A 14,130-nucleotide genomic window follows, 5' to 3' on the forward strand; every position below is an offset into this window, starting at 1 on the left:
ATCCGGCGAGTGAGCAGTTCACCCGGCAGGGCTGAGCGCGTCAGGAACGGGTGCATAGGATCGCCGGCATGGCACTGCGACCTGTTCAGGTGAACATAAAGGCTCTTGACGACTCGGCGGTCGGCCGGTTCTGGGCGGAGGCGCTCGGCTGGGGTGTCTCCAGCGAGGGACCCGGCGTGAGCAACGTGGAACCCGTCGGCGGCTTCGTCTGGCCGGACCCGGTCGCCGTCTGCATCGACGTCGTTACCGTCCCGGAACCCAAGACAACGACGAAGAACCGTGTGCACCTCGATCTCGCCACCACCTCTGCGGCCCATCAGGCGGAGTTGGTCGCGCGCCTGAAGGCTCTCGGTGCGACGCCCGCCCACGTGGGCCAGGGCGACGTGCCGTGGACGGTCCTCGCCGACCCGGAGGGCAACGAGTTCTGCGTGCTGGAGCCCCGGGAGATCTACCGGGACACCGGGCCGATCGCCGCGGTGGTGGTCGACTGCGAGGATCCGCGGGCCATGGCCCGGTTCTGGGGTGAGGCGACGGACTGGACCCTCCACGAGGTGACCGACGATCATGCGGTGCTGCGCTCCGCCAAGGGTGTCGGCCCGTATCTCGAGTTCCTCCGCACGCCCGGCGTGAAGACCGTGCCGGACCGCGTCCATCTCGACCTGCTGCCGTACCCCGGTGACGACAAAGCGGCGGAGGTGGCCCGGCTGCGGGCCCTCGGCGCCACCGACCTCGACCTCGGCCAGGGCGACGTCCCGTGGACGTGCCTGGCCGACCCGGAAGGCCACGAGTTCTGCGTCCTCGGCCCGTCCTGACGCGGAGCCTCGACGACACCCCGACAGGTGAGAGACCCGGGCCGGGGCCCTTCAGCGGATGGAGAGCAGCCACCGCCGGCGCGGGCGTTCCGTGACGAGGACGGTGGCGGCCAGCGCGGTGACCGCGACCGCCGCCCACGTGGGCCACAGCACCCACGAGGAGGCCACGGCCGCGACGAGCTGCAGCAGCACCAGCAGGATCGTGACCCAGCCGGGTACGGCGATGATCACGTCGGCCTTGTCCCCCGGGGTGGACAGGATCGTCGGAAGGCCGATCAGCAATATCAGGGACAGGGCGGCCAGTAGCCAGGAATGATCGGCCAGCACCCAAGGTGTCGCCACCCAGGCGACGAGTTCCACCGCGAACCGCAGAACGGATGCGGCACGATCGTCCGGCGGTCCCGGGACGACTTCCTCAGCAGCGTCGCTCACCCGCGGACGATCTCACGGCACGCGTCCGGCCACCAGGGCCCCGACCACGCACACGGAACACCGTCGTGTGGCGGGCCGGGCGGGGCGGGGTCAGGAACGGGAGCTGCGTGGCTGGGCTGCGCGCTCCGTGTTCCGCTCAGCGTGCTGCTCCGCGCGCTTCTCCTGGATACGGACCTCTTCCTTGCGGACCTCGGCCTGGGTGGCGCGCTCCCGGCGCAGCCACCCCGGGTCCTCCTGCTTCAGGGCGTCGATCTGCTCCGTGGTGAGGGCCTCGGTGACCCCGCCGCGGGCGAGCCCGGCGATGGAGATGCCCAGCCGCGCGGCGACCACGGGACGGGGGTGCGGGCCGTTGCGCCGCAGCTCCTGGAGCCACGCGGGCGGATCGGCCTGCAGGGCGTTCAGCTCGGTGCGAGAGACGACGCCCTCCTGGAACTCGGCGGGGGTGGCCTCGAGGTACACACCCAGCTTCTTCGCCGCGGTGGCGGGCTTCATGGTCTGGGTGGTCTGGTGCGACGTCATGCGTCAAGGGTATCGAGCGTGTGCGCGACCTCCGACCACGACCGATAGCCTGGCGAGGTGACAGGCTCGGAAGTACCCCCTTCGTTCCGGCTCGCCTATGTCCCGGGAGTGACGCCCACGAAGTGGGTGCGGATCTGGACCGAGCGGCTGCCCGACATCCCCCTGACGCTCGTCGCGGTCTCCACCGACGAGGCGTTCGACGTGCTGCGGGGCCGCGGCGCCGACGCCGGATTCGTCCGGCTGCCGGTCGACCGGGAGGACCTCAGCGCGATCCCCCTCTACACCGAGACGACGGTGGTCGTGGTCCCCAAGGACCACATCGTGGCGGCGGTCGACGAGGTGACCTCCGAGGATCTCGCCGACGAGATCGTGCTGCACCCCCTCGACGACACCCTCGACTGGGAGCGTCCGCCGGGGCAGCCCGCGTTCGAGCGCCCCGCCACCACGGCGGACGCCGTCGAACTCGTGGCGGCGGGCATCGGGCTCCTCGTCGTCCCCCAGTCCCTCGCCCGCCTGCACCACCGCAAGGACCTCACCTACCGGCCGGTCACCGACGCCCCGGAGTCACGCGTCGCGCTGTCCTGGCCACAGGACGCGACCACCGACCTGGTCGAGGACTTCATCGGAATCGTCCGCGGCCGGACCGCCAACAGCTCACGGGGGCGCGCCCAGGCCCCGGCGGCGCCCGCGGCGCCGTCGAAGGCCAAGCGCCCCGAGACGGGCGGCGGCGCACGGCGCAAGCCCGCGGCGGGCAAGTCGTCCGGCAAGTCGACGACCGGCAGGAACCCCCGCGGCGGCGGTTCCGGAGGCGCCAAGGGCGGTGCCAAGCGGGGCAAGCCCCGCCGCCGTTCCTGACCCGGGCGCCCCTCCCGAGGCGGGCCGAAACGCGGTCGGCCCCGCTCCCGGGCCGGGCCGAAACGCCGTCGGCCCCTCTCCAGGATTGCCCGTCCCCAGGATCGCCCGGCAGATGAAGCTTGACCTGGAGCACACTCCAGGTTCTACGGTTTCTCCATGACCGGCGAACAGCCCCTCCCGCAGAAGCCGACGCTCACGATCGCCCAGGTCGTCGAGCGCACCGGACTCTCGCACGACACGCTGCGGTACTACGAGAAGGCCGGCCTGATCCAACGGGTCGGCCGGACCACCGGGAACCAGCGGCGCTACGAGGCGGCCGACCTGGCCTGGCTGGAGTTCCTCATCCGGCTGCGCGAGACGGGCATGTCGATCGCGGACATGCAGCGGTTCGCCGAGTTGCGGGCGCGTGGCGACGTCACGGTTCCCGACCGGCTCGCGATGCTCCGGGAGCACCGCGCCGACCTCGAGGACCGCATCCGGGCGCTGCGCCGCAACGCGGCCTCCCTCGACGACAAGATCGACCACTACGAACGGCTGCTCGACCAGCCGGGATCGGACGCACTCTCATGACGCTCACGAACACGGCCACCACTCGCGAAGAACGCTTCGAGCACGGCCTTGAGGTCCTCAGGCGCGTCGACGGCGAGGCCGGAGAGCGCGTCGTCGACGCGCTCGGCGACATCAATCCCGAACTCGGCCACCAGATCGTCTCCTGGGCCTTCGGCGACATCTACGACCGGCCCGGACTCGCCCCGCGCGACCGCCAGTTGGTGACGCTCGGCATGCTCACCGCGCTCGGCGGCTGTGAGACGCAGTTGGAGGTGCACGTCAACGCGGCGCTGAACGTGGGTCTTTCTCCGGACGAGATCGTGGAGTCGCTGCTGCACTCGGCCGTCTACTGCGGCATACCGAAGGCGATGAACGCGAGCCTGGTCGCGAAGAAGGTCTTCGCCGAGCGTGGGCTGCTGCCCGCCGGACAGCAGCCCACGTCTTCGGCTACCGCTGTCTGATCCGCAGGAAGGTCACTGAGTTCGCCGGGAAGGTGTAGGTGAACTTGTCGGTGACGCCGTCGAAGGTGGACTTCACGGGGGCGACCGCGGTCACCGTCTGCGAGTTCACCGCCTCCGGCGCGGCCTGGAGGGTGGTGACGGCGGCCTTGCGGCCCACCTTCGCCCCGCCCAGGTCGATCGCGGTACGGGCGTCCGCCGCCTGCGCGTTGACGACCTTGACGATCAGGTCGCCGGTCCTCGCGTCCCGCGTGACGACCTGACGGAACGGCTCCGCGGGCTTGTCGTCCTTGAAGCTCCCCCACTCCTGGCCGTCCAGGTAGAGGGTCACCTGCCGGCCCCGGACCTTGATGTCGACGTCGTACGCCTTGCCCGTCTCGATCGTGCCGGGCTTGGAGATCAGGGTCGACTTGCCGCCGTCCACGGCCTGTTCGACCGCGGTCGTGGTGTTGTTCCAGCCGCCGAGGTTCCACCAGTAGTAGTTGCCGGTGTCCTTGACGCCGAAGGCGACGAGGAAGCCCTCCTTGCCGGACTTCTTGGTGGCCTTCACGTGCAGGTCGTAGTCGTGCCAGGCCGGGTCGCCCGCCGACACCATGGTGTTCTCGGCGTTCACGTCGGTCTGCGCGTACTGCCCGTCCTGGAGACTCCAGCTCCCGCCGCCCGTGTGGGTCCACCGGGAGGCGTCACCGCTGAAGTCGTCGCCGAGCAGCGTGGTGCCGTCGGCGCCGGTCACCAACACATCGTCGTACGCCGCCGTGGTCGCCCAGGTCGACAGGCCGACGGCGCCGGAGATGGGCGCGCTCAGCGAGGGCGTGGTGGTGGCCGTCGACGGCACCACCCGGTCGCCGACGTTGTTCATGAACAGCTTCTGCACCTCGTAGTCGGCCGAGCCCCACGAGGCGTGGTTGTTGAACCAGATCATGTCGGGGCGCCACTGCACGTAGTCCTCGTTGGCGAGCAGCGGGGCGTACGAGGCGAGCTTGACGACGTCGGCGTTGCGCTCCAGACCGGTCATGTACGCGGCCTCGGCGAGGGCGTTCTTGAAGGTGTTGCCACCGGAGGCGTACTCGCCGAGGAAGACCTTGGGGCCCCTCCTGTCGTAGGAGTCGTAGCGGTCGTTGTTCTGAAGGAACCACTGAGTGCTGTTGTAGTAGTGCTCGTCGACCATGTCGACGTTCGCGTCCTTGTTGAGCTTCCAGGCCGTGTCGAAGGTGGTGCCCGAGTCGTCGGGTCCGGCGTTCGAGATCACCTTGATGTTCGGGTACTTGGCCTGGATGGCGGCGCGGAACCGCTTGAAGCGGGCGAAGAACTCGGTGGGAAGGTTCTCCTCGTTGCCCACCTCCAGGTGGGTGAGGTGGAAGGTCTTGGGGTGGCCCATCGCCGCCCGCTTCCTGCCCCACTCGCTGGTCACCGGTCCGTTGGCGAACTCGATGAGATCGAGGGTGTCCTGGATGTGGCGCTCGAGGAGCGCGTCGTCGTCGGTGGCCTTGTTCTGGCCGCAGCCGGTGACGAGCGCGGGCACCACGGGCAGCGGCATCGCGCCGATGTCCTCGGCGAACTGGAAGTACTCGTAGTAGCCGAGCCCATAACTCTGGTTGTAGCCCCAGAAGTTGGAGTTGGTGGCGCGCTGCTCGACCGGTCCGACGGTGTCCTTCCACTGGTACGAGCGCTGGCGCTGATAGCCCGAGGCCTCGTCGTAGCCCTGCATGCTGCCGGTGTTGACCAGGCAGCCGCCCGGGAAGCGCACGAAGCCGGGGTGCAGGGCGGCGATCTTCTCGGCGAGGTCCTTGCGCAGGCCGTGGCCCTTGTACGTGTCCCGGGGGATCAGCGAGATCATGTCGAGCGCGACAGGAGCGTCGGCGCCGACGGTGAGGCGCCCGGTGGTGCTGTCGCGGGTGGCGGTGAACCTGGCCCGGTACTTGGCCCAGCCGCCGCGCGCGGTGACCTGCCGGGCCTCGGCGAGCGCGCCGTCGGCGTCGTGCAGCGTCACGGTGAGCGGCGTCCTCGCGTCGGCGCGGGCCCAGACCGAGAAGTCGTACGTCTTGCCGCTCTCGACCCTGATCCCGGTGTTGTAACCGGAGTTGGTGACGGACGAGCCGGCGCCCAGGGCGAGGTAGGTGCGGTTGCGGGCGTTGAGGCGACCGTCGTCGTCCACGGTCGTCGCGGTGCCGGTGGTGGCCCAGGAGGTGAGCGGCGTATAGGACCTGTTGTCGGCGGTGCTGTACTCGAACGACCGGTTCTGTACGAGCTCCGCGTACAGTCCGCCGTCCGCGGCGCGGTTGATGTCCTCGAAGAAGACGCCGTACATGGTGTCGTCGATCTTCGCGCCCGAGCCCTTCGGGTCGAAGGTGATCGCGTAGTCGGTGACGTCGGCGGCGGCGTGGGCGGGCCCGGGAACGACGGCTGAGGCCACCAGGAGTGCGGTGGCCGTGAGTCCGAGTCTCCAACGGGTGCGGGTGCGTGACATGGATACTCCGCGGCTCTGTGGTGTTGAGTTGTTCGAGGTGTTGAGTTGTTCGACATTTCGGACAACGATCAACACTTCGAACGGCAAGATAGGGAGGGGGTCAGAGCGCGTCAATGGGTCGCGCAGCATCGCATGGGACGGAGAGCGGGACGGTATGGGCGAGTTCTGGCCAGTGACGGACGTGCTCGCCCACCTGGGCGGGAGCTGGCGGGTGGAGCGCTCGGTGCGGGATCTCGCGAGCGGTACGGAGGGGCGGTTCACGGGGACGACGGTTTTCGGCCCACTGGAGGAACCGGGATCTCCGCACGGACTTCTGCACCAGGAATCCGGCACGTTCGTGTGGCAGGGCACGTCCCGGCCCGCCGAACGGACGCTGCGGTTCCTGCCGGGGCCGAGCCCGGCGGCGGCCCTGGTCCGGTTCTCCGACGGCCGCCCCTTTCACGACCTGGACCTGAGCACCGGCCGGTACGTCGCCGACCACCCGTGCGCGGCGGACCTCTACCGGGGCGAGTTCACGGTGCGGGACGAGGACCACTGGCGCACGGTGTGGCGGGTGGGCGGCCCCGCCAAGGACCTGGTCCTCACGACCGACTACACACGGCTGCCCTAGGCGCGCTGCGGCACGCCTTCCAGGCGCAGGTTCCAGCGGCCGTTGATGCCGGTGAGGGTGATGGTCGACAGGGGGCGGACGTCGATGTTCCAGTACGCCGATGGCTGGGCCTTGAGCGCGTAGACGAGCGCGGCCCGCACCACCGAGGGTTCGGCCACCGCGACGATCTGGCTGCCGTCGTCCGCCGGGCGGGTGTCGAGCCAGCCGCCGACGCGGGAGATGAAGGAGGTCAGGGACTCGCCGCCGTGCGGGACGGAGCGCGGATCGGCGAGCCAGGCGTCGACCGCCGACGGCTCGCGGGCCATCGCCTCCCCCAGCGTGAAGCCGCGCCAGCGGCCCATGTCGCAGTCGCGCAGCGCGGGCTGCGCCAGCGGCGCGTACCCGAGGGCGTCGCCGGTGGCGCGGCTGCGCGGGGTCGGTGAGCAGTAGCGCAGCTCGGCCGCCGCCAGTGGCACCAGTTCGGGGGCGGCGCGCTGCACCTCGTCCCAGCCGGCCTGGTCCAGCGGCCGGTCGTCCTCGAAGCGTTCGGCCAGCAGCGAGGAGCTGCGGGCGGCGGCGACGAAAGTGACCCGAAGATGCATGCGGAGATCGTGGAGCGCGGGACTCCGCAGGTCAAGAGGCGTTACGCAAGGTATACGCAGGCTTGGCGGAGTGTGCTTGCCGAAGCGGACTGGGGCCGGGCCCCCCGGGGGATCCCCCGGGGGGCGCGGGAGCGGTCAGCTGTCGGAGGCGTCGAGGTCGGTGTCGGGGATCCAGGAGCCGTGGATGCCGCCGGTGACCCGGCGCGGGAGGTGGACGGTGGCGATCCGGTCGAGGCCCGAGGCGTCCAGGACCAGGAGCTGGGAGGCGTCCTGTTTGAGGTCGGAGACGACGGTGAGCAGGTAGCCGTCGTCCTCGCGGGTGGCGCCGGCGGCGGGGACGAAGACTGCTTCGCTGGGCAGGCGGGCGTCGCCTGCCTGGTGGAGGCGGCGGGCGCCGGTGGTGCGGTCGTATTTGACGATGCCGTAGCCGCCGTGGCCGTCCTGGTCGGGGAAGGAGACCGCGTACTGGTAGCGGTGCTCGGCGCCGAGGAAGTCCTCGTTGAGGGTGACTCCCGCGCCGGACACCGCGCCCCACACGCCAAGTGCCCTCCCCCGCCCGGGTCCTGGCGGGAACAGGTCCATCACCAGGGCCAGCGCCGCCGGGGCTGTCGCCGCCGCGCCCAGGCCCTGCACCGCACGGGCCGCGATCAGGACCGAGGAGGAGGCTGCCAGCCCGGCCGCCAGCGAGGCGGCCCCGAACACCGCGAGCCCCGCGAGCAGCACCCGGCGTCGGCCGATCAGGTCGGCCGCCCTTCCATCGGCCAGCAGCAACGCGCCGAAGGCCAGGCCGTAGGCGTTGACCACCCAGGTCGTGCCGCTGTCCGACAGCCCGACGCCGGCGCGGATCTGCGGCAGGGCCACGTTCACGATCGAGGTGGCGAGCATGACGGTGAACTGCGCCCCCGCCAGGGCCGCGAGCGCCGCTCCGGGGCCGCGGGTGGTGTCCGTGCTCCTCATGACATTCTCCTTGTGTGGTCAACCACTCACACGTGACGCCCAAAAAATGGCGGGGCTGTGTGCCCCGCCGACAGGCCCGGCCGCGCGACCGCGCCGGGCGTCAGCGCGACCGTGCCGCGGCCGCAGATCGATCAGCCGCGTCGGGCGTCAGTAGTGCGTGATGCCCGCGGACAGCGTGCGGATCCAGGGGGCGTCCACCTCGTCGGCCACCATGGAGACGATGAGGTGGCACAGCATGCCGCGTGCGAAGAACTCCTGGACCTGTCCCTCGGTGCCGCCGGAGGCGCCCCGGACGTACTCCACCAGCCGGGCGTAGCCATGCCGGACCGCCTCACGTACAGCCGGCTCGGAGACGGCCGCGGCCTGGGCGTGCAGCTGAATCAGCATCAGGTCGTTGTCGCTGATCAGCAGCGCGTAGGCGTCCCCCATGGCCTCCAGCACCACCTCGGCGGAGCTGCCCTTCGCCTCGGCCGCCGCCCGCTCCAGACTGGCCCGGACCAGCACGAAGCAGTGCTCGACCACCGCCGTGAACAGCAGCTCCTTGCTCGGGAACAAGCGGTAGACGTACGCCTGCGAGATGCCGGCCGCCTTCGCCACCTCGGTCGTGGTGGTGCCCCAGTAGCCACGCGCCGCGAAGGCGCCGATGGCGGTGCGCAGCACCGTCTCGCGGCGCTCCTCGGCGGTGGACAGCTGACGGGGTCGTTCGCTCTTCATGTGAGTACTCAACCACTCACACTCTTGGGTGTCAACGCACCCGCACCCGCTCAACCCGAGCCGGTCACCTCAACACCCCGTCGCACGCCGCCCGCAGCCGTCGTACCCCCTCCGTGATCTCCCCCGTCCCCCCGACCGCCGCGAAACTCAGCCGGAGGTACCCCGCAGGGGGCTCCGCGCTGAAGTAGGGGCGGCCGGGGGCGACGGCCACGCCCTCGCGGAGGGCCGCGGAGACCAGGGCGGACTCGTCGGTGCCGTCGGGCAGGCGGAGCCACAGGTGGTAGCCGCCGGAGGGGATGTGGGGCAGCGCGAGTTCGGGGAGCGTCAGCCGCAGCGCGGTCGTCATCGTGTCGCGGCGGTTCCTCAACTCGGCGGACACGGCCCGCAGATGACGGGGCCAGGCGGGCGAGCCGACCAGTTCGAGCGCGGCCTCCTGAAGGGGACGCGGCACGAAGAAGGTGTCCACGACCTGGATGGCACGCAGTCGTTCCAGTACCGGGCCGCGCGCGGCCAGCGCGCTGACCCGGAAGCTCGGCGAGGTCGCCTTGGTCAGGGAGGAGACGTGCACGACGACCCCGTCCGGATCCTCCGCGGCCAGCGGACGCGGCAGCGGCCCCGCGTCCTCGTGCACGAGACGTCGTACGAAGTCGTCCTCGATGACGAACGCGCACGCCTCGCGCGCGATCCGCACCACCTCGGCGCGCCGCTCGGGGGCGAGTACGGCGCCGGTCGGGTTCTGGAACAGCGGCTGGCAGACGAACACTCGGGCGCCGGTCGCCCTGAAGGCGTCGGCGAGCAGGTCCGGTTTCACCCCGTCCGCGTCGACCGGTACGGGTACCGGCCGCAGGCCCGCCGCGCGGGCGATCGCCAGCATGCCCGGGTACGTGGGCGACTCGACCAGGACCGGGGCCCCCGGCGGGGCGAGTGCCTTGAGCGCGGTGGTCAGCGCGGACTGGCCGCCCGCCGTGACGAGCACCTCCGCGGCGGTGATCGCTCCGCCGATCCCCCGCGCGAACCACTCGCGCAGCTCCGTCAGCCCCTCCATCGGCGGCCGCGACCAGGCGCCGGGACGCCGACCCGCCCTCGACAGGGCCGCTCCCATGGCCCGCTCGGGCTGGAGCGAGGGATGCAGATAGCCGCCGTTGAACTCGACGACGCCGGGCGGCGGGACGGCGAGCGAGGCGAGGACCCCGGAGGCGTCCACCGTGCGCGGGACGAGTTCCGCCGCGGCGTCCGCGCTCAGCGTGACCTCCTGCCAGGAGGTGTCCCCCGCGGGTGCGGCGGACGTACGCGGGTGCGCACGGAACGCGCCGGCGCCCGGCCGGGTCACCACCAGCCCCTCGGCGGCGAGCTGAGCCAGTGCCCGCGACACCGTCACCGGGCTCACCCGGAACCGCTCGACAAGCGCCCGGCTCGATGGCAGCTTTCCACCGGGCGAGTAGCGGTCCAGCTCCCGCCGCAGCTGATTCGCCAGATCTCCGACACTGCTACGCTCTTGCATGAGAGCACAGAGTAGCGCTATCGACCAGATCGGGATAGCGGTCAGCGCGCCCAGGACGCCCGAGCCGGAGCCCTCGGCGGACCGCCGTTCCGGCACCCTTCAGGCCGCCCTCGGCGTCACCGCCTTCTCCCTCACCTTCCCCGCCACCGCCTGGGGCCTGGAGGGCTTCGGTCCCTGGTCGCTGGTGGCCGTGCGCAGCGTCCTCGCCGCCGTCATCGCGGGCGGCTGTCTGCTGGCGCTGCGCGTGCCCGTACCGGCCCGCCGGCACTGGGCGGGGCTCGCCGTGGTGGCCGCCGGTGTCGTGCTCGGCTTCCCCCTGCTGACGACGCTCGCGCTGCAGACGTCCACCACCGCCCACGCGGCCGTGGTCGTCGGGCTGCTGCCGCTCACGACCGCGCTGCTGTCGGCGCTGCGGACCGGCGCGCGCCCCTCACGGATGTTCTGGGGCGCCGCCCTCGCGGGCGCGGCCGCGGTGATCGCGTTCACCGTCCAGCAGAGCGGTGGGGCGCTGAGCAGCGCGGACGCCTATCTCTTCGGGGCGCTGCTGATCTGTGCCGCGGGCTACACCGAGGGCGGCAGGCTCGCCCGGACCATGCCGGGGTGGCAGGTCATCGGCTGGGCGCTGGTCCTGTGTCTGCCGCTGTCGGTGCCGGGCGCGCTGGTGGCGTTGTCGTACGAGCCGGTCCATCTGTCGGCGCACAGTGTGGCGGGACTGCTGTGGGTGGCCGCCGGATCACAGTTCCTGGGCCTGGTCGTCTGGTACCGCGGGATGGCGGCGATCGGAATTCCGAAGGCCAGCCAGTTGCAGCTCGCGCAGCCGCTGCTCACACTGGTGTGGTCGGTACTGCTCCTCGGCGAGCAGCTCACGCCGGCCGCACCGCTGACGGCGGCGGCCGTGCTGATCTGCATCGCGCTCACCCAGCGAGCGCGGGGCTGAGCCCCAGGACCGTTACTCCCGCTGATGACGAGGAGACCCTTCAGATGCATGCAGACGTGGGCGACAAGCTCGTGCAGCACGGCAGGGTTGTCGGACAGCACGACAAGGTCGCGGAGATCACCGAAGTAATAGGAACGGAGGGCACGCCCCCGTACCGCGTGCGCTTCGCGGACGGGCACGAGGCGATCTGCTCACCGGGCCCCGACTCGGAAATCCGTCACAAGGACCCGCTGTAGACATTCGGACACAAGAACCCGCCGTAGACATTCGGCAGATTCAGCGCGCGGGTCGCGCCGGCCGTTGGTAATGGTCGGTCACGACCCGCGCCATCGCTCCGACGCGGTCGACGTCGACCTCCTTGGCGGAGAAGAAGACGTGTCCGCGCACTTGTGTGTGGTCGCGCGCGAAGGTGAGGTGCCGGGAGAGTTCGGCCGGGTCCTGCCAGGCCGCGGGCTGCGCGGGGTCACCGGCCTTGTAGAGCGCTTCCCCGATGTACAGCTCCACGCCCGTGCCCTGTGTGACCGCCGCCCACCAGGGCACGAGCTTCGCGTAGTCGGCGGCGGCGAAACCGAGGTTCCAGTAGACCTGCGGGACGACGTAGTGGACCCACCGCTCGCGGACCCATTTCCTGGTGTCGGCGTACAGATCGTCGTACGTCTGCACGGCGGCCCGGGTGTCCGAGCCCCGGGGGTCGGTCGCGCTGTTGCGCCACACCCCGAACGGGCTGATCCCGAAGCGGGTACCGGGCCGGATCAGCGGGATGCGGGTGGCCGTCTCCCGCACCAGCCTGTCGATGTTGTCGCGCCGCCAGGCGGCCCGGTTCGCAAAGCCCGCACCGTGCGTCCGGTACGCGGCGTCGTCGTCGAAGACCTGTCCCTCGGCCGGGTACGGGTAGAAGTAGTCGTCCCAGTGCACGGCGTCGATCGCGTACGTCCGCACCGCGTCGAGCATCGCGTCCTGGACGAAGGCGCGGACCTCGGGCAGCCCGGGGTTGTAGTAGAGCCTGCCGCCATAGGAGACGACCCAGTCGGGGTGCTTGCGGGCCGGGTGGGTCGCCACAAGTCTGCCGGGGTCGGTGTGGTTCGCGATGCGGTACGGGTTGAACCAGGCGTGCAGTTCGAGGCCGCGCGCGTGTGCCTCCCGCACCGCGGTGCCGAGCGGGTCCCAGCCGGGGTCCCTGCCCTGGACGCCGGTGAGGTACTGCGACCACGGCTCGTACGACGACGGCCAGAACGCGTCGGCCGTGGGGCGGACCTGGAAGAACACGGCGTTCAGGCGGTGGCCGACCGCCCTGTCGAGGTGGGCGAGGAGTTCGGCGCGCTGCCGGGCGGCGGACAGGCCGGTCCGCGAGGGCCAGTCGCGGTTGGTGACGGTCGACAGCCACATGCCCCGCAGCTCGGAGGCCATCCGCCGGCGACCGGGCCCGGGGGTTGCTCCGGCACGGGGTACGCCGGCCGGGTCCCCCGCCGTGACAAGACCCGGCTCCCCCGTCGTGACGAGACCCGTCAGCGTCGCCATCGCCGCCACGGTGAAGGCCCGCCGTGACCCCCGCCTCGTCCCCGCCGTCCGCCCCACTCCACCCCGCTCCTTCACGCTCCGGATCTGCCCGGTCACGGATCGTCTCCTCGGCCAGCATGCCCCACCCGGGCGATCGATCATCGATACTTCGGAGTAACGTGCACGGGACGTGCACGATCGGAGCAGGCACCGAACAACGGAGGTCCTGCGACAGCCGTAGATCAGCGAAGGGGACGATGTGACGGACACCGCGGGAGACATCACACGCGTCGGAGTGGTGGGCTGCGGCCAGATGGGCGCGGGCATCGCCGAGGTCTGCGCCCGCGCGGGTCTCGACGTCAAGGTCGCCGAGACCACCGGTGAGGCCCTGGAGATCGGCCGCACCCGGCTGTTCAACTCCCTCTCCAAGGCCGCCGAGCGCGGAAAGATCTCCGCGGACGAGCTCACCGCCACCCAGGAGCGGCTCAGCTTCACCACCGACCTCGGCGAGTTCGCCGACCGCGATCTGGTGATCGAGGCGGTCGTCGAGAACGAGCAGGTGAAGACCGAGATCTTCCAGGTGCTCGACCAGGTGGTGACCCGGCAGGACGCGATCCTCGCCTCCAACACCTCCTCGATCCCGCTGGTCCGGCTCGCGGTCGCCACCTCGCGCCCCGACCAGGTCGTCGGCATCCACTTCTTCAACCCGGCCCCGGTGCAGCAGCTCGTCGAGCTGATCCCGGCACTGACCACCTCCGAGGGCACCCTCGGCCGGGCTCAGCTGTTCGCCGAGAAGACCCTCGGCAAGCACGCGATCCGCGCCCAGGACCGCTCCGGGTTCGTCGTCAACGCGCTGCTGATCCCGTATCTGCTCTCCGCGATCCGGATGTTCGAGTCGGGCATCGCCAGCCGCGAGGACATCGACAACGGCATGGAGCTGGGCTGCGCCCACCCGATGGGCCCGCTCAAGCTCTCCGACCTGATCGGCCTGGACACGGTGGCCTCGGTCGCCTATTCGATGTACGAGGAGTACAAGGAGCCGCTGTACGCCGCTCCCCCGCTGCTCCAGCGCATGGTGGACGCGGGCCGGCTCGGCCGGAAGTCCGGCTCGGGCTTCTACTCGTACTAGCGAGTGCGGCAACACCGCCAAGTGGCGCTGTTCAAGGGCGAATTCACCCGGAACAGCGCCCACGGCGGCACTACCGGCGGGTGGCTCTCGCGGCGCCCGCCAGATCCCCCTC

Annotated in this window: 16 protein-coding genes; 8 read left to right on the forward strand and 8 right to left on the reverse strand. The window is 71.0% G+C overall.

Translation table 11 applies throughout. The annotated features are described in order from the left end of the window. The first annotated feature begins 68 nt into the window (after positions 1 to 68). Positions 69 to 812 (forward strand): VOC family protein, encoded by a 744-nt coding sequence (locus ACFZDJ_RS21305; RefSeq protein ID WP_391060756.1) that lies wholly within the window; start codon positions 69 to 71, stop codon positions 810 to 812. 51 nt (positions 813 to 863) lie between these two features. Here the strand turns inward: ACFZDJ_RS21305 and ACFZDJ_RS21310 are convergent, their stop codons facing one another. Then, positions 864 to 1,244 (reverse strand): hypothetical protein, encoded by a 381-nt coding sequence (locus ACFZDJ_RS21310; RefSeq protein ID WP_168507422.1) that lies wholly within the window; start codon positions 1,242 to 1,244, stop codon positions 864 to 866. 90 nt (positions 1,245 to 1,334) lie between these two features. Next, on the reverse strand, positions 1,335 to 1,763 hold the full coding sequence (locus ACFZDJ_RS21315) for a DUF5997 family protein (RefSeq protein ID WP_390934153.1): 429 nt from the start codon (positions 1,761 to 1,763) through the stop codon (positions 1,335 to 1,337). Positions 1,764 to 1,820: 57 nt separating this feature from the next. Here ACFZDJ_RS21315 and ACFZDJ_RS21320 point away from each other — a divergent pair, with 57 nt between their 5' ends. The 3 genes from ACFZDJ_RS21320 to ACFZDJ_RS21330 all read left to right on the forward strand — a co-directional run bounded on the left by ACFZDJ_RS21320 (position 1,821) and on the right by ACFZDJ_RS21330 (position 3,628). After that, a complete protein-coding gene (locus ACFZDJ_RS21320; RefSeq protein WP_391060758.1) occupies positions 1,821 to 2,618 on the forward strand; it encodes a LysR substrate-binding domain-containing protein in 798 nt (265 codons plus the stop codon). A 156-nt stretch (positions 2,619 to 2,774) separates the two neighbouring features. Beyond that, the gene (locus ACFZDJ_RS21325) at positions 2,775 to 3,188 is read left to right on the forward strand and encodes a MerR family transcriptional regulator (protein ID WP_391060760.1); all 414 of its coding nucleotides are present in this window, start codon (positions 2,775 to 2,777) and stop codon (positions 3,186 to 3,188) included. Next, positions 3,185 to 3,628 carry a carboxymuconolactone decarboxylase family protein gene (locus ACFZDJ_RS21330; RefSeq protein ID WP_391060762.1) on the forward strand — a complete coding sequence of 148 codons (444 nt, stop codon included), beginning with the start codon at positions 3,185 to 3,187 and terminating at the stop codon, positions 3,626 to 3,628. The genes ACFZDJ_RS21325 and ACFZDJ_RS21330 overlap by 4 nt, the downstream gene beginning before the upstream one ends. Here ACFZDJ_RS21330 and ACFZDJ_RS21335 read toward each other — a convergent pair. After that, positions 3,615 to 6,092, reverse strand: a complete 2,478-nt coding sequence (locus tag ACFZDJ_RS21335) for an alpha-L-arabinofuranosidase C-terminal domain-containing protein (RefSeq protein WP_391060764.1) — start codon at positions 6,090 to 6,092, stop codon at positions 3,615 to 3,617. The two genes, ACFZDJ_RS21330 and ACFZDJ_RS21335, sit on opposite strands and share 14 nt — an antisense overlap. 154 nt (positions 6,093 to 6,246) lie before the next feature. On the opposite strand from ACFZDJ_RS21335, the gene ACFZDJ_RS21340 reads away from it, so the two are divergent. Next, positions 6,247 to 6,702 carry a DUF6314 family protein gene (locus ACFZDJ_RS21340; protein WP_390934150.1) on the forward strand — a complete coding sequence of 152 codons (456 nt, stop codon included), beginning with the start codon at positions 6,247 to 6,249 and terminating at the stop codon, positions 6,700 to 6,702. Here the strand turns inward: ACFZDJ_RS21340 and ACFZDJ_RS21345 are convergent. The 4 genes from ACFZDJ_RS21345 to ACFZDJ_RS21360 form a co-directional block, all read right to left on the reverse strand. Further along, positions 6,699 to 7,283 carry a histidine phosphatase family protein gene (locus ACFZDJ_RS21345; RefSeq protein ID WP_384906470.1) on the reverse strand — a complete coding sequence of 195 codons (585 nt, stop codon included), beginning with the start codon at positions 7,281 to 7,283 and terminating at the stop codon, positions 6,699 to 6,701. The two genes, ACFZDJ_RS21340 and ACFZDJ_RS21345, sit on opposite strands and share 4 nt — an antisense overlap. A gap of 135 nt (positions 7,284 to 7,418) precedes the next feature. Continuing rightward, positions 7,419 to 8,240 (reverse strand): MFS transporter, encoded by an 822-nt coding sequence (locus ACFZDJ_RS21350; RefSeq protein ID WP_391060766.1) that lies wholly within the window; start codon positions 8,238 to 8,240, stop codon positions 7,419 to 7,421. A gap of 147 nt (positions 8,241 to 8,387) precedes the next feature. Further along, on the reverse strand, positions 8,388 to 8,954 hold the full coding sequence (locus tag ACFZDJ_RS21355) for a TetR family transcriptional regulator (RefSeq protein WP_390934146.1): 567 nt from the start codon (positions 8,952 to 8,954) through the stop codon (positions 8,388 to 8,390). 64 nt (positions 8,955 to 9,018) lie between these two features. After that, positions 9,019 to 10,455: an aminotransferase class I/II-fold pyridoxal phosphate-dependent enzyme gene (locus tag ACFZDJ_RS21360; protein WP_391060768.1), complete on the reverse strand. Its 1,437-nt coding sequence runs from the start codon at positions 10,453 to 10,455 to the stop codon at positions 9,019 to 9,021. On the opposite strand from ACFZDJ_RS21360, the gene ACFZDJ_RS21365 reads away from it, so the two are divergent. Both ACFZDJ_RS21365 and ACFZDJ_RS21370 read left to right on the forward strand, forming a co-directional pair. Then, a complete protein-coding gene (locus tag ACFZDJ_RS21365; protein WP_384906250.1) occupies positions 10,454 to 11,392 on the forward strand; it encodes a DMT family transporter in 939 nt (312 codons plus the stop codon). The genes ACFZDJ_RS21360 and ACFZDJ_RS21365 overlap by 2 nt on opposite strands. Before the next feature lie 44 nt (positions 11,393 to 11,436). Continuing rightward, complete coding sequence (locus ACFZDJ_RS21370) at positions 11,437 to 11,628, forward strand: DUF1918 domain-containing protein (protein ID WP_101406165.1); 192 nt, start codon at positions 11,437 to 11,439, stop codon at positions 11,626 to 11,628. Between the two features lie 40 nt (positions 11,629 to 11,668). Here the strand turns inward: ACFZDJ_RS21370 and ACFZDJ_RS21375 are convergent, their stop codons facing one another. After that, complete coding sequence (locus ACFZDJ_RS21375; RefSeq protein ID WP_391060972.1) at positions 11,669 to 12,910, reverse strand: family 10 glycosylhydrolase; 1,242 nt, start codon at positions 12,908 to 12,910, stop codon at positions 11,669 to 11,671. A gap of 238 nt (positions 12,911 to 13,148) precedes the next feature. On the opposite strand from ACFZDJ_RS21375, the gene ACFZDJ_RS21380 reads away from it, so the two are divergent. Then, the gene (locus tag ACFZDJ_RS21380; RefSeq protein ID WP_390934141.1) at positions 13,149 to 14,018 is read left to right on the forward strand and encodes a 3-hydroxybutyryl-CoA dehydrogenase; all 870 of its coding nucleotides are present in this window, start codon (positions 13,149 to 13,151) and stop codon (positions 14,016 to 14,018) included. Positions 14,019 to 14,130 lie beyond the last annotated feature (112 nt).

It is taken from the genome of Streptomyces sp. NPDC007896, assembly GCF_042959425.1.
GTDB lineage: Bacteria > Actinomycetota > Actinomycetes > Streptomycetales > Streptomycetaceae > Streptomyces.